General features: G+C 70.8%; 10 protein-coding genes and 2 CRISPR repeat arrays (1 of these 12 running past the window's edge). All 10 genes read right to left on the minus strand.

Features of this window, described 5'->3' with window-relative positions; translation table 11 throughout:
- Positions 1 to 913: a CRISPR direct-repeat array (repeat unit 28 nt; unit sequence CTGCTCCCCGCGCACGCGGGGGTGATCC) (it extends 213 nt beyond the left edge of the window).
- A gap of 165 nt (positions 914 to 1,078) precedes the next feature.
- Complete coding sequence (gene istB, locus GA0070608_RS29385; protein ID WP_088999046.1) at positions 1,079 to 1,870, minus strand: IS21-like element helper ATPase IstB; 792 nt, start codon at positions 1,868 to 1,870, stop codon at positions 1,079 to 1,081.
- Entirely contained in the window at positions 1,867 to 3,369 is a 1,503-nt protein-coding gene (istA, locus tag GA0070608_RS29390; RefSeq protein ID WP_088999612.1) for an IS21 family transposase, read from the minus strand. The genes istB and istA overlap by 4 nt, the downstream gene beginning before the upstream one ends.
- Before the next feature lie 180 nt (positions 3,370 to 3,549).
- Positions 3,550 to 9,193: a CRISPR direct-repeat array (repeat unit 28 nt; unit sequence CTGCTCCCCGCGCACGCGGGGGTGATCC).
- A 225-nt stretch (positions 9,194 to 9,418) separates the two neighbouring features.
- Positions 9,419 to 9,829, minus strand: coding sequence for a type I-E CRISPR-associated endoribonuclease Cas2e (cas2e, locus tag GA0070608_RS29395; protein ID WP_091632662.1), 411 nt, complete (start codon positions 9,827 to 9,829; stop codon positions 9,419 to 9,421).
- Positions 9,829 to 10,797: a type I-E CRISPR-associated endonuclease Cas1e gene (gene cas1e, locus GA0070608_RS29400; protein ID WP_091632665.1), complete on the minus strand. Its 969-nt coding sequence runs from the start codon at positions 10,795 to 10,797 to the stop codon at positions 9,829 to 9,831. The genes cas2e and cas1e overlap by 1 nt, the downstream gene beginning before the upstream one ends.
- Positions 10,794 to 11,477: a type I-E CRISPR-associated protein Cas6/Cse3/CasE gene (gene cas6e / locus GA0070608_RS29405; RefSeq protein ID WP_091636463.1), complete on the minus strand. Its 684-nt coding sequence runs from the start codon at positions 11,475 to 11,477 to the stop codon at positions 10,794 to 10,796. The genes cas1e and cas6e overlap by 4 nt, the downstream gene beginning before the upstream one ends.
- A gap of 9 nt (positions 11,478 to 11,486) precedes the next feature.
- The gene (cas5e, locus tag GA0070608_RS29410; RefSeq protein ID WP_091632668.1) at positions 11,487 to 12,209 is read right to left on the minus strand and encodes a type I-E CRISPR-associated protein Cas5/CasD; all 723 of its coding nucleotides are present in this window, start codon (positions 12,207 to 12,209) and stop codon (positions 11,487 to 11,489) included.
- Positions 12,206 to 13,372, minus strand: coding sequence for a type I-E CRISPR-associated protein Cas7/Cse4/CasC (gene cas7e / locus GA0070608_RS29415; protein ID WP_091632671.1), 1,167 nt, complete (start codon positions 13,370 to 13,372; stop codon positions 12,206 to 12,208). Before cas7e ends, cas5e begins: the two co-directional genes overlap by 4 nt.
- 2 nt (positions 13,373 to 13,374) lie before the next feature.
- A complete protein-coding gene (casB, locus tag GA0070608_RS29420; protein WP_091632676.1) occupies positions 13,375 to 14,055 on the minus strand; it encodes a type I-E CRISPR-associated protein Cse2/CasB in 681 nt (226 codons plus the stop codon).
- Positions 14,052 to 15,737: a type I-E CRISPR-associated protein Cse1/CasA gene (gene casA, locus GA0070608_RS29425; protein ID WP_091632680.1), complete on the minus strand. Its 1,686-nt coding sequence runs from the start codon at positions 15,735 to 15,737 to the stop codon at positions 14,052 to 14,054. Before casA ends, casB begins: the two co-directional genes overlap by 4 nt.
- A gap of 243 nt (positions 15,738 to 15,980) precedes the next feature.
- Positions 15,981 to 18,866, minus strand: a complete 2,886-nt coding sequence (locus GA0070608_RS29430) for a CRISPR-associated helicase/endonuclease Cas3 (protein ID WP_091632683.1) — start codon at positions 18,864 to 18,866, stop codon at positions 15,981 to 15,983.
- Between the last annotated feature and the right edge of the window lie 163 nt (positions 18,867 to 19,029).

Here is a 19,029-nt window from a genome sequence, read left to right on the forward strand (position 1 = left end):
ATGTCCGCAACGTGTTCTACGCCGGCAAGGCCTGCTCCCCGCGCACGCGGGGGTGATCCGGTGCGGGTGCCGTCATCGCTGCTGCGCCGTCCCTGCTCCCCGCGCACGCGGGGGTGATCCGTCGGACATGAAGAAGGGGCCGGCAGTGGGAGTCTGCTCCCCGCGCACGCGGGGGTGATCCGGACTGATCAAGGTTTTGGTCGGCTACCGGCTCCTGCTCCCCGCGCACGCGGGGGTGATCCCACCGAGGCCGCGCCAGTAGCCGGCGTGGGCGACTGCTCCCCGCGCACGCGGGGGTGATCCCGGGGATGACCAGCTCCGCCAGCTCATCCTGGCCTGCTCCCCGCGCACGCGGGGGTGATCCCTACGCCAGCGGCGGCGCGGTCTACGTCAACGCCTGCTCCCCGCGCACGCGGGGGTGATCCGTGCCTGCTCGACTGCTACGTCAGCGGTAATAGCTGCTCCCCGCGCACGCGGGGGTGATCCCGGCGAGTCTCCGCCCTTGACGATCCAGCGCATCTGCTCCCCGCGCACGCGGGGGTGATCCCGCCTGCCGCATTGCCGGCACCGCCCTCACCGGCTGCTCCCCGCGCACGCGGGGGTGATCCACCGCTTTCCTCTGTCGCTTGTCGTACCACACCCTGCTCCCCGCGCACGCGGGGGTGATCCCACGCTCAGCGGTACATTGACTCACTTAACTGACTGCTCCCCGCGCACGCGGGGGTGATCCCCGCGGGGTGACGACGGCCGGCTGGATGATGGGCTGCTCCCCGCGCACGCGGGGGTGATCCGGGGGACAGAGGGGCCGAAGGCCCCATTACCCCCTGCTCCCCGCGCACGCGGGGGTGATCCTGATCGCCGTCAAGTTCGACCGGCCGTGCTCGGCTGCTCCCCGCGCACGCGGGGGTGATCCCGGCATCGTCTGGGCGGTCCGCCGGATCACCGCCTGCTCCCCGCGCACGCGTGTCAACGGCCAATCAGATCTCCCCGTAGGCGGCCAGTAGTTTTCCCCGCTGGCGGCCATGGTTTCTCCCCAGTGGCGGCCAGATAGTTCCCCGCCTGTGGGGTGGTGCTGGGGTCAGTGCAAGGCTTTGACGCCCTGTCCGGCGGTGGCTTGGTTGAACCGGTAGCTGTCACCCTGGGTCACGACGACGTGGGCGTGGTGCAGGAGTCGGTCGACGGTGGCGGTGGCCAGGGTCTTGGGCATGATCTCGTCGAAACCGGACGGGTGCAGGTTCGAGCTGACCGCGAGGCTGCGGCGTTCGTAGGCGGCGTCGACGAGGCGGTAGAACCCTTCGGCGGCGTCCGGGGAGACCGGTAGCAGGCCGATGTCGTCGATGATGATCAGGTCGGTGCGGATCAGTCTGGCCATGGCTCGGGCGACGGAGTCGTCGGGGCGGTGGCGGCGGACCATGACGCCGAGGTCTTCGATGGTGAACCAGGCGACGGTCATGCCGGCCTCGACGGCGGCTTGGCCGAGGGCTTCGCAGAAGTGGCTCTTGCCGGTGCCGGACGGGCCGCAGATGGACAGGTTCTCCTTGCGCTGCACCCATTCCAGGCTGCGCAGGGCGTCCTGGGTCGGCCGCGGGATCGAGGAGGCCTGCTCGTCCCAGTCGCCGAAGGTTTTGCCGGCGGGGAACGCGGCGCGTTTGCGCCGGGTGCGCAGGTTGGCCTGGTCCCGGCCGGCTGCCTCCTCCGCGAGGAGGACCCGCACGACTTCGGCCGGGTCCCAGCGTTGCGCTTTCGCGGTGGGGATGAGGTCGGCCATGGCCCGGCGCAGGTGCGGCAGTTTCAGCCGGCGGGTGAGCTCGATCGCTTCGGTCAGCGGGTCACCGGCTGCGCCGGTGACCCGCAACGGGGTGATGGTCACTGTTCTCCAGTCGTCGTGCCGAAGGTTGACCAGGCAGAGGTGCCTGGTTGCAGGCTGTGGGTTTCGCTGGCCCGAGTGGGTGGGGTGTCGTCGTCGCGTTGGTGGGCCAGGATGCGGATCAGGTCGTTGTCGGCGAACCTGCCCGCCAAAGCGGCGGTGCCGAGGGCCCGGTCGACGTGGTCGACGCCGTGCAGCTTCGCGAGAGCGACGGCTTCGGCCATCTTGCGGCGCACCCCGCGGACCCCGGCGGCTGCGGCCTCGACCAGCCACGCGGCGGCGCCGGGGCCGAGAGCCAGGAACGCGGCCTCGTCGGCGGTGCGGGCCCGCGGCACCCGATCGGCGGTGTCGGACTGGCGTGATCGGGGCGGGTAGTGCTCGTCGAGGATCGACGGGCGGCCCGGCTGGGCCCGCTGGTGGCGGGCGACCTCGGCCGGCCCGTCCTCGCTGACGGCGGTGACGATGAGTTCGTCGCCGTGGAACCGGGCCCAGACCCGGGTGTCGACCAGGTGGTGCGGGACCGAGTAGCGGACTCCGTCGACGGAGATGGTGCAGTCCCAGTTCACTCGGCGGGTGGTGCCGAACGCGACGGTGAACGGCTGCGCCGGCAGCGGATGCAGCCGGTCGCGTTCGTCCAGGAGGGCTTCGGCCGGGCGGCGTCGGGTGTCGCGGTGGATGCGGGCGTTGACCTCGTCGGTGAAGTCGCGGCAGGCCGCCTCCAGTTCCGCGAACGTGCGGTACTGGCCGAGCAGGTTCGCGCTGGTCGGGACCAGGTCCGCCTTGGCGATCTTCACGGTGTTCTCGGCGCCGCCCTTGGACTGCGGGTCCGCCGGCACGCAAGTGCGGATCGTCATCCCGTAATGCCGGGCCACCTGCACGATCTCCGGATTACGCACGGCGATGTCCGCGACGTGCTCCACCGTGATCGTCTTCTCGTTGTCGGTCAACACATAGGCCGGCACCCCACCCAGGCGCCGCAGGGTGGCATCCAGGCAGGCCACGACCGTCGGCAGGGTCTTGTCCAGCACCGGGATCACGACCCGGAACCGGGACCAGGGCAGCCACGCGCACCACAACGTGGTCCGCCGGCCGCCGATGCGTGGGCCTTCGCCCCAGTCGAACTGAAGCCACAAACCGGGCTCGGGGATCCACGGGCGGAACACCCGTCGCTGCCCGGCCTGCCAGGACTTCTTCACCGCCGCGACCGCCCGGCGGGTGGTGCGCTCTCCGCCGGCGAAGCCCATCGTGGTGATCCGCCGGTGCACCACATCGGCGCGGACCCGGCCACCCGAGCGGGCCACCAACTCCTCGATCTTGTCCATGAACTCGTCGATCGGCCGAGCCCGCTGGGTCCGCTCCTCGGGGCTGCGTCCCTCGGCCCGCAACTTCACATACCGGGCCACGGTGTGGTGATCACACCCGGCCAGCTCGGCCGCCGCACGGTAACTACCCGTGAGGTCGTATGCCTCCAAAATTTCCACGATCTCCCTGCCGCGTTTCACGCCGCCGACCCTCGCCGACCAGCGTCTCGTCATGATCAGCGGGGAGGTATCTGGCCGTCCACGGGGAGAACCCTGGCCATCAGCGGGGCGGTAAATGGCCGCCTATGGGGATCTTTCACTGGCCGCCGACACACGCGGGGGTGATCCCATGGCACCACCCAGCAAGGGGCTCCGGGGAAGCTGCTCCCCGCGCACGCGGGGGTGATCCCTGCACCACCTGCATCTGCAACCCCTGCATGGACTGCTCCCCGCGCACGCGGGGGTGATCCGCGGTGGCTGGAGGCGTACGAGCGGGACGAGAGCTGCTCCCCGCGCACGCGGGGGTGATCCGAAACCCAAGCCGGTCAAGAAGGCGGCTGGGCGCTGCTCCCCGCGCACGCGGGGGTGATCCGTCGGCGCGGGCGAGGAAGTCGTTGGCGATGGCCTGCTCCCCGCGCACGCGGGGGTGATCCCGATGACCGACACGAGCGGTGACATGTCGAACGCTGCTCCCCGCGCACGCGGGGGTGATCCCACACCGACCGATCGCACGGACTCGGCCGCCTCCTGCTCCCCGCGCACGCGGGGGTGATCCGTCGGAGGTCCGTACGGCCATCGCGTCGCAGCACTGCTCCCCGCGCACGCGGGGGTGATCCCGACGTCACGCCCTGGTCGACGAACCGGGCGTACTGCTCCCCGCGCACGCGGGGGTGATCCCGTGTGGGAAGGCGCGGTCCGGAGCAGCAAGACCTGCTCCCCGCGCACGCGGGGGTGATCCCTGGGTCGCCCACTGCAACATGGCGTTCGTGCGCTGCTCCCCGCGCACGCGGGGGTGATCCTGATGGTCAACGAGCTCGCCGGTGCAGGCGGACCTGCTCCCCGCGCACGCGGGGGTGATCCTCAACGACCCGGGTGCCAGACGAGGCAGCTCCCCTGCTCCCCGCGCACGCGGGGGTGATCCCTGGTGGAGGACCACGGCAATCTGCTGGCCTACCTGCTCCCCGCGCACGCGGGGGTGATCCCGCGGCGAGCAGCTCGTCGGCGTCCTTCTCCAACTGCTCCCCGCGCACGCGGGGGTGATCCCATGCGCCGCGCCCACTCCATCTGCCAGTGGTACTGCTCCCCGCGCACGCGGGGGTGATCCAGACCCGACCGGCAACGCCGTCCTCGTCACCCTCTGCTCCCCGCGCACGCGGGGGTGATCCCGAATCCGGCGACACGGTCCTTGCCGTCGGGGGCTGCTCCCCGCGCACGCGGGGGTGATCCCATCCGTGCCGTACGGGGTCAGGCGCGGCTTGACTGCTCCCCGCGCACGCGGGGGTGATCCCGTCCTGAGCGAGACGCTCACCCTCGCCCGGACCTGCTCCCCGCGCACGCGGGGGTGATCCCTCGAGTTCGAGTTCTTCCTCGCCGACCGGTTGCTGCTCCCCGCGCACGCGGGGGTGATCCGGGCGCCGCGGCCGGCGAGATCGGCAGGGTGCTCTGCTCCCCGCGCACGCGGGGGTGATCCCGAGGCGCAGGGGCCGATCAACGACCAGGGCTGCTGCTCCCCGCGCACGCGGGGGTGATCCCGCCTTCCACTTCTTGCGGGGCATCGCCCGCAGCCTGCTCCCCGCGCACGCGGGGGTGATCCCAGGCAACATGCCGCTATCCCGGTTGCGCGTTGCTGCTCCCCGCGCACGCGGGGGTGATCCGAACCCGCCAACGGCAGCCGCCGCGCCAGCGAGCTGCTCCCCGCGCACGCGGGGGTGATCCCGCCTTGTTGGTCTTCTCGCCGTCGGCGACGTACTGCTCCCCGCGCACGCGGGGGTGATCCCCCCGATGGTGTACGGCGAGGGCGAGACGTGGACTGCTCCCCGCGCACGCGGGGGTGATCCCGCCGCCGGCTCGACGCCGAGCACCACGCTGCTCTGCTCCCCGCGCACGCGGGGGTGATCCGGTGCGCGCCTCGCGGACGTTGCACGAGCGGCACTGCTCCCCGCGCACGCGGGGGTGATCCTCGGGTCTTTGCCCGGGCGCGCGGCGACTCCGTCTGCTCCCCGCGCACGCGGGGGTGATCCACGATCGCCCCGTTGCAGGAGCCGGTCGAGGTCGCCTGCTCCCCGCGCACGCGGGGGTGATCCCTGGGCCGGCGACGCCACCGCCGAGTACGCCGTCTGCTCCCCGCGCACGCGGGGGTGATCCCTTCGGGTGACGCTCCATGGGTGTCACCCCCCGCTGCTCCCCGCGCACGCGGGGGTGATCCCTCTTCACTCGCGCATCGCCTTGCGCGTCATGACTGCTCCCCGCGCACGCGGGGGTGATCCGTAGAGCTGGGTGTTGGCGGCGGTCTTCACCGTCTGCTCCCCGCGCACGCGGGGGTGATCCTCGCGGGACGCGACCGAGCCGTCACCGTAGATCCTGCTCCCCGCGCACGCGGGGGTGATCCTGCCCTGGTACGCCTCGGGCTTGCCCTGCTTGTCTGCTCCCCGCGCACGCGGGGGTGATCCCGCGCTGCTCGTGCACCGCGTGCCTTCTGCTGCCTGCTCCCCGCGCACGCGGGGGTGATCCCACGTCGTGTGTGGATAATGCCAGTTATCCACACTGCTCCCCGCGCACGCGGGGGTGATCCCACCTGGGCAAAGCTCCTGGGGGTGTGACGGTGCTGCTCCCCGCGCACGCGGGGGTGATCCCATCAATCTCCCGTGGCCGGCCCCCGGCCGGCCCTGCTCCCCGCGCACGCGGGGGTGATCCCGTTGAACAGTTCTTCCGTGGCTAGTCCGGTTGCTGCTCCCCGCGCACGCGGGGGTGATCCTGTCCACCTAAGTTGATCGCCGGCCGCCCACGCCTGCTCCCCGCGCACGCGGGGGTGATCCCCGCCGTCTTTGCCCGCTGATCCGGTCCGCAGACTGCTCCCCGCGCACGCGGGGGTGATCCCTGGCGGCGGGCCTCCAGCACGATCGTCTGTCCCTGCTCCCCGCGCACGCGGGGGTGATCCCCGCTCGTACTCGTCGCCGAGCGCGCCGGCGTACTGCTCCCCGCGCACGCGGGGGTGATCCCCCCGGGTGGCCTGCCTCGACCCGGGCCTGTCCCTGCTCCCCGCGCACGCGGGGGTGATCCCAAGGCCGAGGCGGTGTGGCCGATTGCCGAACTCTGCTCCCCGCGCACGCGGGGGTGATCCCGCGGCCACGGACACCGTGAGGACGCTCAGCGACTGCTCCCCGCGCACGCGGGGGTGATCCCAGGGCCACGCCGGCCGCGTCGCGGGCAATCGGCTGCTCCCCGCGCACGCGGGGGTGATCCGGTCACGGCGCGCGAAGTCACCGCCGACCAGCTCTGCTCCCCGCGCACGCGGGGGTGATCCCGCGGGACCAGCGACGCTCGCCAAGATGCGGACCTGCTCCCCGCGCACGCGGGGGTGATCCCTCCCCGCGGACACGAGGCCACCGAAGAACCACCTGCTCCCCGCGCACGCGGGGGTGATCCCACCGCGCCGGCGATGCCCATGAAGTTCTCGGCCTGCTCCCCGCGCACGCGGGGGTGATCCGTACGAGGAGACGGGCAGCGTCAAGGCCGCGAACTGCTCCCCGCGCACGCGGGGGTGATCCCACGTTCACGGCCGTGAGGCCGGAGAAGTGACTCTGCTCCCCGCGCACGCGGGGGTGATCCCGGGCAGGTCAACGTCGTCAGGCCACACGGTCACTGCTCCCCGCGCACGCGGGGGTGATCCCCCCGAGGTCACGTCGACACACCGACCAACGGTCTGCTCCCCGCGCACGCGGGGGTGATCCGGTGGCGCACGACCCGGGCGCGGCCCGCCCGGCCTGCTCCCCGCGCACGCGGGGGTGATCCAGAGGCGGAGACGGTCTACATGTACGCCCAGGCCTGCTCCCCGCGCACGCGGGGGTGATCCGCCACAGACCGGCTGCCGCGAGCAGGGCCGCCCCTGCTCCCCGCGCACGCGGGGGTGATCCCTCGCGGCGATCCGGACTGGCGTCCGCAACCAACTGCTCCCCGCGCACGCGGGGGTGATCCCGGTCAACATGTGCCGCGACCGGCCCCATTGGACTGCTCCCCGCGCACGCGGGGGTGATCCCGGAGGAGCGCGCAAGGGCGGCGGAGCAGGAGCCTGCTCCCCGCGCACGCGGGGGTGATCCTGGGCGATCCGGCAGGCTGCGGAATGAGTTCCGCTGCTCCCCGCGCACGCGGGGGTGATCCCACGATGGCCGCCGAGGCCGGCAAGATCCAGATCTGCTCCCCGCGCACGCGGGGGTGATCCGTCGAGATCGCGGTGGTGCGGGGCACGGCCCTCCTGCTCCCCGCGCACGCGGGGGTGATCCCACGCTGCGCACCCAGCGGCCGCCGGTCTTGGCCTGCTCCCCGCGCACGCGGGGGTGATCCGTTGTTCGGCCGGTGAGCGGCTGGACTAACGACCTGCTCCCCGCGCACGCGGGGGTGATCCTCGCGCAGAATGAAGATGAGATTCCGCACCGGGCTGCTCCCCGCGCACGCGGGGGTGATCCGGCCGGTGCCGACGCCCGGGCCCGGCGGTACCCCTGCTCCCCGCGCACGCGGGGGTGATCCCTCGGCCTGGCCGGCCTTGTCGAGGCCGTTGACCTGCTCCCCGCGCACGCGGGGGTGATCCACGCGGCAGCCCACGCCTCGCGGTTGCGCAGTCGCTGCTCCCCGCGCACGCGGGGGTGATCCGCCGGCCACCGCCAGATACTGCGCTGCCTCGTCCTGCTCCCCGCGCACGCGGGGGTGATCCCCGGCCCGCCCAGTAGGCCCGGCCGACGTCAACCTGCTCCCCGCGCACGCGGGGGTGATCCCATGATGTCGCGAAACGCCTGAATAGCCGGGGACTGCTCCCCGCGCACGCGGGGGTGATCCCGCGATTGCCGGGCTGTGGAATCGGACCGTGGGCTGCTCCCCGCGCACGCGGGGGTGATCCCGACAACGTCAACGCCCGTAAGCTGCGGAAACTCTGCTCCCCGCGCACGCGGGGGTGATCCGTCCAGGGCGAGACGCTTCGTTCGATCCGCTCTCTGCTCCCCGCGCACGCGGGGGTGATCCGCAGACCGGCCGGCGCCACTTCGAGGCCCCCGACTGCTCCCCGCGCACGCGGGGGTGATCCGTCGTTAGGGAATCGCCCAGCCGCGCCGTAGTGCTGCTCCCCGCGCACGCGGGGGTGATCCGACCTCGGCGGCCCCGGCCGCCACGAAGAGCACCTGCTCCCCGCGCACGCGGGGGTGATCCTGTTGTTGTCGACGATGACCGGGGTGCCGTTGGCTGCTCCCCGCGCACGCGGGGGTGATCCCGTGCTGCCGCCAATGCCGGTCACATCCGTGTACTGCTCCCCGCGCACGCGGGGGTGATCCCGACTCGGTGATCGTGGGGCGGGCGGCGTCTGGCTGCTCCCCGCGCACGCGGGGGTGATCCGTCGGCCAAGTAGCGGGTGCATCCGGGCTTGTGCTGCTCCCCGCGCACGCGGGGGTGATCCGGTCACCCACCGGCGCGGCGCCGCCAAGCTGGCCTGCTCCCCGCGCACGCGGGGGTGATCCGTCCAAGACCCCGCCCGAGGCGGCGCGCCACGACTGCTCCCCGCGCACGCGGGGGTGATCCCGCAACAGGGGCAGACGCCCGTAGCGGATGCCTCTGCTCCCCGCGCACGCGGGGGTGATCCGTTCTCCCCCGGTCTGATCCCGGTCCCGACACACTGCTCCCCGCGCACGCGGGGGTGATCCCGAAGCCGTCTTCTCGCTGTTGGTCGCCCTTCACTGCTCCCCGCGCACGCGGGGGTGATCCCGGTCTACATCTACCGCGACCGGCCCCATTGGACTGCTCCCCGCGCACGCGGGGTGATCCCAGGTGGCGGGCCGCAGTGCACGGCGTCAGTGCTGGGCCGGCTGCGGAAGAACTCCCGGTCCCAGGCGGCCTGGACCTGGGGCCGACGGGCAGGCAGACGCAGTGTCTGCAGGTCGTCAGCGAGCAGGCCGTAGTCCTATCCAGCCGATTGATCGGTCTTCATGATCAGATTCCGCACCAGCACGGGGCATGATCACATCTCATCTAACAGGAGACGCTATAGAAATCAACTACTTCTTTTTCCTTCGCTTTGCGTGGGGATCGTCGGCACTCCGTCGCTGGCTTCTGGGACCCGGCGGCCAAACCTGCGGCGTTTGGAGGCTTTGCTCCACCCGGAGGACAGCGCAGGGTTGTACGACTTCCGTTCTGTCGGCCGGCGCATCAACGTGACCCCGTCAAAATCTACGGGTTCCCAGTGGTGGTCGTGCACCTTGAAGGAAAGCCGCTGCTCGCCCGGCTGTTGATAGACGAGCAGCGCCCGGCCCGGTCCGGCCATTTCGAGGACCTTGGCCCAGAGTCGGCTACGGATCCGACTGCTTATGTATCCCACGTATACCCCGGCGGAGATCTCCAGTAGCCACTGCGTCAGGTGCCCTCGAAGCCCTTCGGGGCACGCAGTGAGGATGATGACGGTCATCAGAAGTCCACGTCTCCGCTGTAGTTCCGGCCACCGGCCAGCTCGAAACCGCCTTCGTCCCAGAGGCGTACGGTGTCGTTGCCGGCTTGCTCGTCGACCTCTTCCTCGTCGATCGGCCCGGCAGATCCGTCGGTAAGCAGCAGACTTCGGATGTCACGGGCGCAGCGGCCGAGGAGTGCGCCGTCGTGCACCCGGTCGCGCACGGCCCGGCGTGTGTCAGCGCCGATGTCAGTCGACTCGCTGGCCGCGATCTCGAAGGCAACCGGGATGGTGATCTCGGCCTTGTAGAGGTCGGCGATGTCGTAGACGAATGATCGTTCGTGGCCGGTGTGGACAAAGCCGAGTCCGGGTGAGGCCCCGAGGGCGACGATGACCGCGTGCACTATCCCGTAGAGGCAGGCATGAGCCGCTGACAGCGCCTGATTGACCGGGTCGCTGCCGGAAAAGTCGTCCGGGTCGTACTCACGGTTGTTCCAGGCCACACCGGTCCGCAGGGCGTGCTCGCGGTAGGAGCGGCGTACCCTCGCACCCTCCTTGCCACGCAACTGCTGCATGGTGAGGTTGGTGGTGTCCTCGCCGGGGAACCGCATCCGGTACATCGCTCGCGCGACCTGGAGCCGTCGGTCGCGGTGCGACACGGCGGCGGCCTGGGCTACGAGGAGTCGGCTCGACCGGGCGAGGGTACGACCGTGCGCGTAGTAGCGGACGCCGTGCTCGCCGACCCAGACGACGGTGGCGCCGTTGTCGGCGATCAGCATCATCGCCTGCTGCGTGATGCTGGTGCCCGGCCCGAGCATCAGGGCACCGAGGGTAGCCGCCGGAATGTGCACGATTCCCTTCTCGTCGGTGGCCGTGATCGCGTTGCTGTCTCGATGGATGACGCAGCGTTCGAGGTAGACGAAGCTGATCCGATCCTGCGCACGGCTGAGATCCGGCAACTCGGCCGGCGGCACGCCGGGGATCTTCACGGGGCGACCTCGGCGGGGGCGAGGGTCAGCAACCCACAGCCGTATGCGCGGGCGTGCCCGATGCCCCGGGTGAGTACGCCCCGGAACAGGGTCGGGTCGTTGACTTCGAGAACGCCGTCGTAGGTGGCCGTGACCAGGGTGACCGGGCGTTGACCGTGGTTGCGGGTGAAGCGGTGGACCTGGCGGTTGTAGGTGACGAGGTTGAGTTCCCCGTCGGCCTGCCGGACGACGGTGAACCCGTTGCGTTCCGTGCGCCTGGTCAACCATTCGACCTGTTGAACGGGGGTGACATGACCGTACCGCTGGGTCGTCGGGGTGTCCTGGTTCCGGCGTCCGGTCCGGGTGGGATTCGCGGTGAGCCGGAAGGCCCATCGCTGGCCCTTGTCGAGGGATTCGAGCAGTCGAGCGTACGGTCGGGTTTCCCAGGTTTCGGCGCTGCTCGGCCAGCCGGCCTGCTCGACCATGTGGGTCAGGTCGGGTGCGGTCGGGCTGACGACGTAGAGCATGACCTTCCGGTCCCGTCCCTGGTCAAGGCGCCACAGGGTACGGGCGTCGTCGCGGGTGTGGTCCTCGAGGCGGGGGAAGCCGGACAGGACAGCGGCGTGCATTGCCTGCGGTGAGGCGAGCAGTTTGCGCGCGTCCCGTCGGGCCGGATTCACGAGGAATCGGGTGAGGTACATCGTCATCCCTTACAGCGCCGCAAGCGGATCGTGGTAGGCCGGCGCATGGGCGCCGGGGGCTGCGGTGGCAACCGGAGGACGACCGTCGGGGTTCGGCACGACGACCCGGGTCCGGATGACCGCCCGCCACGCGTACTGCCGGTGGGCAGGGTCGAAGCTGATCGGCTGGTCCGGCAGAGTTTCGGTGACTTCCGCCCCGGGTGGCGCGTCGCTGAGCACCTCTAGCGGAACGGTCATTTCACCGCGCTCACGGAGGCGTTTCGATGCCTGCCACGGCCAGTCGCCGAGCACCTCGGCGACTGTGCCGGAGTGGACGCCGAGGGAGATCGGTGCCACCGGAGGGCAGGAGCGGCGGCCGAGATAGAGCGGGAAGTGCGGCCGGCGTACCGCTTCGTGCAGCCCGTCGAGCAGCGTCTGGTCACCGCCGATCGCGGCGAGGAACACCGCGTCGGAGAGGTAGTAACGGTGGGTCAGCGGCATGCTGTCGCGGCCGTCGAGGGTGCGCGCGACCTGGAAGTCGCGCAGTATCTGGCCGGGCTGGTCGATCCGAACCCCGAAGTCGAGGCGGAGCAGTTCGGTAAGGGGGTCGGTACGCCGCAGTCCCCGGGCTGCGGCCAGCATCCCGATGACTCCGCTCTTGGTGGGGGCGACCTCGGTGTGCCGCTGGGTGAAGCGGCTGGTCGCGCCCCAGGACTGGAGCGGACCGGCCAGCCGCAGCAGCAGGACGTTCATGCCGGCGTACCGAGACGGTCGGCGACCGCCGCCCCGACAGCGTCGACCAGTCCGGGCAGCGGCAGCACCTCGCCGAGGGGTGCCAGGGTTGCGGTACGGCTGCCGACGTGGGTGACCCAGGCGGCGACAGCAGGGTCGCCATACGCCTGCTCGACCTCGGTCGTGTGCGCGGCGAGCTTCTCGGCGGCGGCGGTGACCACGCCGGACCGGTCGCCGAACTGCCTCTCCCGGACAGGCTCCTCGAAGGCCCCGACCAGGTTGATCGACTGGGTGTCGCGCAGCCGCACCATGACCGCGTCGGGGCGAGTGCCGTTGGCGAAGGTGTTCCGCTTGCCGGACGGCATGCTGGTGGTAAAGGCGAGCAGGAACGCCTCCACGGCCTGTCGGGTGGCGGCGAGGTCGCCGAGGGTGTCGTGCAGCCGGTCGACGTCGACGGTGGCGTACCGGTAGAGGGTGGAGGAGTTGAACTCGATCGTGCCGATCATGCCGGCACCGGTTTCCTGGTTGTCGTGCTTACGGTCGTCGACTGCGGTGTAGTAGTCGAATTCGTTGTCGACGGCGTGCACGCTGAGGGCGTGGGCGACCTGGACGGCCGCATCGACGTTCAGGTCGGGCACCTCGGCGACCATCCGGCCGAACATGGCGATGTCGATGGAATGGTCGGTGTCGGCCAGCTTCTGGAGCTGCTTGGCGTCGAGCTTCGCACCGGTCCGCTCGGCCTCGATCGCGGCCCGCGCCAGGTTCTCCTGCTGGCGGTGGCTGAGGAAGAGGAGATAGCCGGACTCGACATCGGTGCCTTGCCCCGGCTCCTTGCCCTTCTTCGCCGCCGCCTCCTTCTTGGCTGCTGCTTCCTTCTTCACCAGGCCGGCGGCCTTGAGGACCTCTGCCGCCAGGACGGAGGCCTTGTCCTTCAGCTCGGGGTCGAGGTCGGCGATCCGGGCGGCGACGGCTTCCCCGACACGCTTGGTGCGCTCGCCGAGCTGGGCGTCGTCGAGAGAGTCGGCGAACGCCAGCCGCACCGCCCGCTTCCACGCCTGGGACGAGACCCGGGCCCGGCGGACCCCGCCATAGGTGGCGGTCTTGGGGGAGCCGGAGTCGTCCCTGTTGACGTTGCTCGGCGGCAGGGTGTGCAGGATGTGGACGTCCAGGATGGTCCGGGTCATGGTCACTCCTCGGTGGCGGTCTGGTTGGGTGCCGGGTCGGTGGCGTTGGCCTCGTGGCGGTCCTTGGGATCGGGCTGGCGGTAGAAGTCGCGGCCCCACCGGCCGCGAACTTGGGCCGGCCCCCACGGCTTCTGCAGAGCAACCAGATCCTCGGCGAGCACCCCGTAGTCGAGGGGTATCCGCTTGTCCCGCAGGAGCCGGACCAGGCTGCGCAGGTGGGTGGTGGCGGAGGGGTACGTGGTAGCGGTGCCGAGGGCGGCGAAGCGACGGTGTACGGCCTCGGCGCTGGCGGACTGCCGGGCCAGCAGGCTGACCGCCGCACCCAGGCCGATGCCGTCCTGATGCATGGGAAGATCGCGGATCGACTGCTGGTGCACCGCGTACAGGGTGAGCACGGTGTGCATGGCCTGTTCGGTGTGGGTCACGGTGTCGTCGCTGAGCCACCCCTGGTCGAGGTGGTCCTCCGTCACCCGGGTCTGTTCCAGGATCGTGAAGTCGGCGGCAGGTTCCCGGCCGACCGCGCGACGCAGCCGGGCCAGGACGGCCACGGCGGAGCTGGATTCCCTCAGGTAGCCGTCCTGCAATCCCGCGACCTTCGCGGCGACGTACCCGCCGAAGGGGCCTCGGCGACGGGCATGGCGGACGGTGGGGCTGTCGTTGTCGGCGGGGACTGTAACGGTCACGCCGGCACCTCCTGGGAAGCGGACGGGGTGGCGAGGGTGGTGGCAAGCGGCAGCGCCCGGCGCATGGCGTCGCGAAAGAACCTGTCGGCCAGTGGGCTGCTGAGGTGCTTTTTCTTTTCCGAATCCACGTAGCGGCCGGCCCAAGCCTGCGGTCCGGACCACTCGACCAGGTTGCTGCCGAGGCTCCAGACGCATCGCCTCACCTGCGTCTGCCACTGGATGCGGGCCTGCGTCGGGTCGTCGGCCGGGCCGAGGCCGGCCAGCCACTGCCGGAACAGGACGTCCAGTTCGGCGTAGGCGAGTTCGGCGGCCCGGTCCGCGGCAATGGCCGGGGGGTCTTCGGACCTGTCCCCGTACCCGCCACCGGCCCGGCAGAGGTTGGCGGCGAGCCCGCGCAGGACCTTGACGGCGGCCTCGGCGTCGGCCGCGCCGTCGACGATGGTGGTGGTGAGCGGACCGGCCGGGTCGAATGCCTGCACGGTCATGGTCAGCCCGTCGTGGTAGATCTCGTCCACCACCGACATGTTGTTGCCGTAGACGACGCCGACCGCGCGGGTGGTGACCCGGTATCGATCGTCGATCAGCCCTTTGATCCGCAGCCGGGCCAGCCACTGGCTGACCGCCGGTGGGCGCCGGGCCGGAGCGTCGGCACCCGGTTTCTCGGCACGCGCCGGCAACAGCCGGTCCAGCCCGCGCCAGAGGGCCCGGGTGTGGTCATGCAGGCCGGGCAGGTAGACGACGGGGAGCCCGAGCTTTTTCTCCTGGTTGGGGCTACGCCGCCAGCCGCTCATCGGTTCCTGGCGGTGCAGATTCGTCCAGGCGATCCGGTCACCGTTGGCGATCATGGCGCCGGTGATGCCGGTCTGGTCGCCGAAGAGCCGGATCCGCCGGGACTGCCAGGTGTAGAGGTTGAGCACGCCGTGTGGACCCCGCTCCCGCTCGCCCTCCTCGGCCGGGCCATGCGGGTCGCGTTCCCAGACCGGGGAGTCACGCTCGGGATCCTGCTGGAGATAGGCGCTGTCGAGGGGGACGAGGTTGAGCAGCAGGGTCTCGCGAAGCGTCCGGCCTTCGAGGTAGATCAGGCCCAGGGAGCCACCGGACGCGGGGCCGATGGGGTAGCCCTTGCCGCCGCTGACCCGGTCGTCGCCGACCGCCCCGGACTTGATGCCGGAGGTGTCGTACGCCTGGCAGTGCACCAGCCACACGGCGGCCTCCGCCAGGGTCAGCCGTTCCAGGCCGGGTCCCAGCCGGGTGGTCAGGTATGGCGCGTTGTTCGGCACGTCGGCGATGAACCGTTGCAGGCCGAACACGTCGTTCTGCTTCTGCGTGCGCAGGCCGGCGACCTGATAGAACGGCGTGACCGGGTGTAGCAGGTCGAAGCGGTCCCGGTATTCGTCGAGGTAGCTGGCGATGTCGCCGGCCGGCAGGCCGGGCTGCCGCCACAGATCCTGCCAGGCGCGTTCGTCCTCGGGGCCGCCGACTGCGCGGTGCAGGACGGCGAGCAGGAGTCTTAAGATCGCGGACGTCTGCGTCGGCAGGTCACCGGCGACGGCTCGCAGCTCCGCCGCCTGGGCGAACAACTCGGGGAGGGAAGTCAGGCGACGGCGGCCGGCCAGGTCGAGCACCGGGATCCAGGGTTGCCCGATCAGGGAAAAGGAGGGCGTAGGTTCCGACATGAGCATTCTCCGTCGCGTTGACCAGCAGAGACGGGATAGACGAAGTTTTCACTACGAATAGCTCGACCGAGGGACTCTAACCGTTCCCGCCTTACAGCGGGGTGATCCGTTTTCGCTACGGATATTCGCCGTGCTCCCTGCGTATGCAGGGTTTCGGCAGGTCAGCGCGGCGGCAGTGACGCCCACCCGCGCCGAACCGGCCTGCTTCGCCGGCTCTTGTCCGGTATCGGACAGTCGGCGGCTGATCACTCACCGGCCGACCTTCTCGACCCGTAGACCGCTGTCCTGGTCGTAGGTCAGGCCGAAGTCGGTGAGCCGACTTCGGCCCTGTTCGTCGAGGTCAAGGATCAATTCCCCGCCGAGAAGCCGGTCCTTCTCCCAGGCCGGGAACGTGTTCCGCTGCTCCAGTTCGGCGATGACCCGATCGATGCCCCCGTTGACGGTTACCGCTCGCGGCAGTGGCAGGGCACAGCGCAGCATGGTGCGAGCCACCGTTCGAGGTGCCTCGAAGTCGATCGGCACCTCGACGTCACCGCCCCGGTCGAGCCACGGCGGGGTCACCAGCTTTTCGCCTCGGCGTATCAGGATCAGCACCTCCAGCGCCTCGGCCCCGTCGTCACGGACGTGGGCCCGCCCACGCCGCTCGTTGCCGTTCGCGGCCTCGCTGTCGCCCACGCTGGAGTCGAGCCAGCTCACCAGGCTCGCCCCCGGCGCCCGGACCGGCCCGACCCGGAAGGTGTCCGCCCGTTTGCGCGCCGCCTCGGCGCGGTCGTCGGCCTGGATCGCCGCCTCGGCCAGTGCTGCCTGCCACGACGGCGGACCCACCGGCCCGGTGCCGTACGCGGTCTGCACCAGGGGGGCGATGTCCTGCGGCAGGCCCAGTGCCCGGCCGCCGTCGAGATGCGGCAGCAGGACGGCGGCGGCCCGGAGCAGGGCGTGGTGCTGATACACCCTGGCCGACCCGGGGACCGGGGTGGGCGGGACCGTCGTCCAGTCGGCGCCGGTCACCAAACAGCGGGGCTGTGCCAACCCGGCGGGGCGGCCGGAACGCCGGTGCCGGTGCAGGCGTCCGAGTCGTTGCAAGATCAGGTCCACCGGTGCCAGGTCGGTCACCAGCAGGTCGAAGTCGATGTCCAGGGACTGCTCGGCGACCTGGCTGGCGACGACGACGTGGCAGGTGGGCCGGGTCCGTCCCAGCTTCGCGAGATGCTCGGGCGGACCGAAGGTGTCCCGTAGCCAGGTGTCCTTGGCGGCCCGATCAGCGGCCATGAAGCGGGAATGCGCCACGCTGACCGGGATTCCCGGACCAAGTTGCCTCCGCAACTCGTCGGCGGTTTCCAGCACGCGGGCGACGGTGTTGCGGATGACCAGGACACATCCGCCGTCGGCGAGGTCGGTCCGGAGTCGGTCGGCGAGGACGGCCAGGTCGTCGTCCGTGCGTTCCAGCCGTACGTCGAAGCTCCGGCCGGACGCCTCGCACCCGGCCACGGCCGGCACCCGGTCCACGCCCGAGACGCTGAGCAGCGGATACCGTTGCTCGTCGCGGAGCACCTGATACTCGTCGGCGATTTCGCCGCCCCCCACACCGGACCGATGCCGGCGGCGTACACCTCGGCGGGGGCCGAGCCGGCCGATGTCGTACGCCCGCATCATGTCCGCCCGCCGACGAGCCGGGAGGGTCGCGGAGAGAATGACCACCGGTACGCCGTGCGCGCCCAGCCACTCCAGGGCCCGGTCGAGATACTGGCTCATGTAGACGTCGTAGGCGTGGGCCTCATCGATGACAACCACCTTGCCGGCCAGACCAAGATGCCGCAATGCCACGTGACGGGCCTGCAACGCGGCGAAGAGCAACTGGTCGACGGTGCCGACCACGAAGCTCGACAGCATCTTCCGCTTACGCCCGGCCAGCCAGCCGTGCGCGGCGGTGGCCGTGCCACCCTCGTCCACCCCGATGGCGCTGGGCAGCACACCGCGATAGAGGCGAGAGTGTTCGTCGTTGAGAATCGCCTTGCCGTGAGCCACCGCCGCATCCCGGGCACCCCGGCCGCGGTCAGCGTCCGGCAGCCGGCTCAACCAGCCAAGCACCCGGCTGAACATCGCGTCACTCGTCGCCCTGGTGGGCAGCGCCACAAAGCACCCGCCCGCCCCGGTACGTGCGGCGATGATCTCCACGGCCGCGAGGGCAGCCTCGGTCTTCCCCTCGCCCATCGGCGCCTCGACGATCAGCAGCCCCGGCAGCGGCATGATGCGGGCCTGCTCCACCACCGCCGCCTGCACCGGGTACGGCTGGGACCCGGCCGGCATCTCGAACCGCCGGGAGAAGAAGGTTGCCACGTCAAGGTTGACGGTGTCGACGGCCTGCCACGGGGTGGGCAGATCCAACTCCTCCCACGCCTGCTCAAGCCGATCGGGAGCATCCTCCTGCCGGAAGCCGTACGGGAAGAACTGCTCATTGCTGGCGATCCAGTCGGCGACGATGACGATCGCGGTTAGCAGCACCTGTACCGGCTGCGGCAGAATCACCTCCCGCCACGCGGCCAGCCGGTCAGCGGCGGCAACGCGACGGGTCATCCAACCGAGTAGTTCGTCCTGCACGCCGGGCCAGATCCCGCCCACACCGAGCAGGTACGGCCGATCGCGGATCTGCAACAGATCGGCGTCGGTCGGCGGGACCCCGTGGTGACCGCCGACCACCACCGTGTACGTCTCGGCATGCGCCCGGTCCCAGCCGTGCCGGGCGGTCAGCCAGTCGGTGAGAACGACCTGCCCGGCCGCCCCGTGCGGTGCAAGCAGACGGCTCGCCTCGACCTGACGGTCGAAGGTGAAACCGTGGTCCCGCATCGTCTTCCGTAAAGGCTCGACCTGCCAGGTAAAAGCGGGTGTGGCCTTTCCGATGTCGTGAATGCCGGCGAGCCAACGCACCAGGATGCGCCCGTCGTCAAAGCCGCCGGGAAGCGGCCCGGCGATGTGCTGCCGCACCGTGGCCGGCAGCCAGACGTCCCACAAGAGCCCGGCCACATCGGAGCTGTCAGCGAAGTGCCGGAACAGCGGCAGCCAGACCAACCCTCGGTCGCGGTTCGTTTTACCCCAGACGAGACGCGCAGTCTCGCTAAGGCCACCCCAATCGGTCACGCCAGACAGAAAACCAGAGGGGTGTGACAATACGAACCACCTCAGCATCTACCGTGAAATGGTGTTCGCACCACCCGTAGAGGTCCTACGGGCGATCCGCTGCCCCCAACCTCACGTCTACGTCCAATGCGCGTTACGCGCGTGCAATTCACGAACCCCAGGA

Origin of the sequence: Micromonospora peucetia (assembly GCF_900091625.1) — a bacterium.
In the GTDB taxonomy this organism is placed as follows: domain Bacteria; phylum Actinomycetota; class Actinomycetes; order Mycobacteriales; family Micromonosporaceae; genus Micromonospora; species Micromonospora peucetia.

Bases quoted from the DNA above. Each gene is read 5' to 3' on its own strand.
- cas2e (WP_091632662.1), bottom strand. From the start codon at position 9,829: ATGACCGTCATCATCCTCACTGCGTGCCCCGAAGGGCTTCGAGGGCAC.
- cas6e (WP_091636463.1), bottom strand. From the start codon at position 11,477: ATGTACCTCACCCGATTCCTCGTGAATCCGGCCCGACGGGACGCGCGC.
- cas5e (WP_091632668.1), bottom strand. From the start codon at position 12,209: ATGAACGTCCTGCTGCTGCGGCTGGCCGGTCCGCTCCAGTCCTGGGGC.
- cas7e (WP_091632671.1), bottom strand. From the start codon at position 13,372: ATGACCCGGACCATCCTGGACGTCCACATCCTGCACACCCTGCCGCCG.
- casA (WP_091632680.1), bottom strand. From the start codon at position 15,737: ATGCTCATGTCGGAACCTACGCCCTCCTTTTCCCTGATCGGGCAACCC.